Consider the following 1,502-nt stretch of genomic DNA (forward strand, 5'->3'; position numbering starts at 1 on the left):
CTTCCCCCAGCGCTTCTTCCGCTTCGCTGCATTTCGCTCCCAATCCTTGCCCCCATCCTGAGTCTTTACAACAATCGTTGAAGCCCGCGAGTTTCTTACTGCACTTCATCGGCTTTCCCGTGAATATTTTGGGTGGGTCGCCGATGTCTTTCACGGCTTCGGCAAGTCCTGCCAGTGCCGCAACGGACTTATCAAAATTGTTATTCAATTTGGGCGCCTCCTCGTAACACTCCCCGTCAAGACAGAAGGAGTGCTCCCCACATTGCAGATCAGTGGCTCGGCATGTCTTCTCAGCACAACGCTTTGTGACCTCTTGCTCGACGCACACCCCATTTTGCTTAAGGCTGCAATGTTGAGTTTGAGTCGTACAGTCTTTCGGGAGGTTTGCGCAGGTATTAGGGCGGTCACAATGATGGTCTATCCGATATTTCCAACAATTGAGCGTGGTGGGAATGCCATTAATGGTGCGAGTGGCTCGACCTTCAATACATTGCTGGCGAGTGACCTTGCACGAGTTCATCAGGCGGCATTGTGTTCGCCAGGTCATGGTGTTTTTGATGCAGTTCCCTCCGGATAAGGAGAATCCGTTTGAGCAGCTCAAGGTGGCTTTTTTCGTTTGTGTGGTGGGTCGACAAATCTCGTAGCGTTTATCCCAGTGTTCGCTCGCTTGCCAATTAACGTGATAGGTCTGTTTTAACTCGCCAAGCGTGTAGCCTTGGTTGGGATAGACACTCTTACCGCCCCATAAATACATGGTTCCTGACGATGAGAAAATGCCATCACCTCTCGTTTGCCTCACATAATGTTTATTATTGTATCGGCATTGTGGGAGGGGACGTTGGCAATTATCCCCTTGCTTTGTCCAACCGGATGGACAGTGGTAGATGACATTGCCAGTAACCACGGTGGCAACGGGGACTTTTGTACAAGGCACGTTGTTGTTCGTTGGACGATGACACTGTTTAGGAATGTGTTCGATAAGGCACTGGGAGCCGCTATCACAATCGACATAGGCATTTGAGAGGCCGTGAGTGATTTCATACGCATTCTCTTGGCCGAGTAAGGCAAAGCGCATCGCTGGGTCGCTTTTCACATCGGGGCGCCCTTTATTAAAGTGGGTGTTGATGTCTTGAGCCAATCCATTGGTCACAAACTCTGTCCCTTTTTGTGCATTGATATCACCGTCTGACAGTCTTGACTCTTTTGGACTGCGGATCTCTTGTCGACACGTGGCGTCTTTGCAATAGTCATCGACATTGAGTGGCAGGGCATGAGGTGCTAGAGCTTGGCTTGCCGTTTGCTTCGCCCAATTGGCGCTCTCGGTAAAGGTTTGTTGTTCGCTGGCAAGAGCGAGAGTAGATAAAAAACTGAGCGTGAGCGCAGCCCAGAGGTCAATGCGCATAAGGAGCACCTCATCAAAAGTTGGGGTGAGAGAGGGTTATTGGGAATAGAGCGTGCGCAACAGTGGGTGAATGTTTTGCTGCGCATCCCCGGCCGCGAGG

The 1,502-nt window shown here is 50.8% G+C and carries 1 protein-coding gene; it reads right to left on the reverse strand.

The features are described 5' to 3' along the window. Positions 1-1,402: type-F conjugative transfer system mating-pair stabilization protein TraN (gene traN / locus ACED25_RS23365; RefSeq protein WP_371696263.1), on the reverse strand; the 1,402-nt coding region annotated here is incomplete at its 3' end. Positions 1,403-1,502: the final 100 nt, after the last annotated feature.

This window comes from Vibrio sp. 1F263 (genome assembly GCF_041439035.1).
GTDB classification, from domain to species: Bacteria; Pseudomonadota; Gammaproteobacteria; order Enterobacterales; family Vibrionaceae; genus Vibrio; species Vibrio tasmaniensis_A.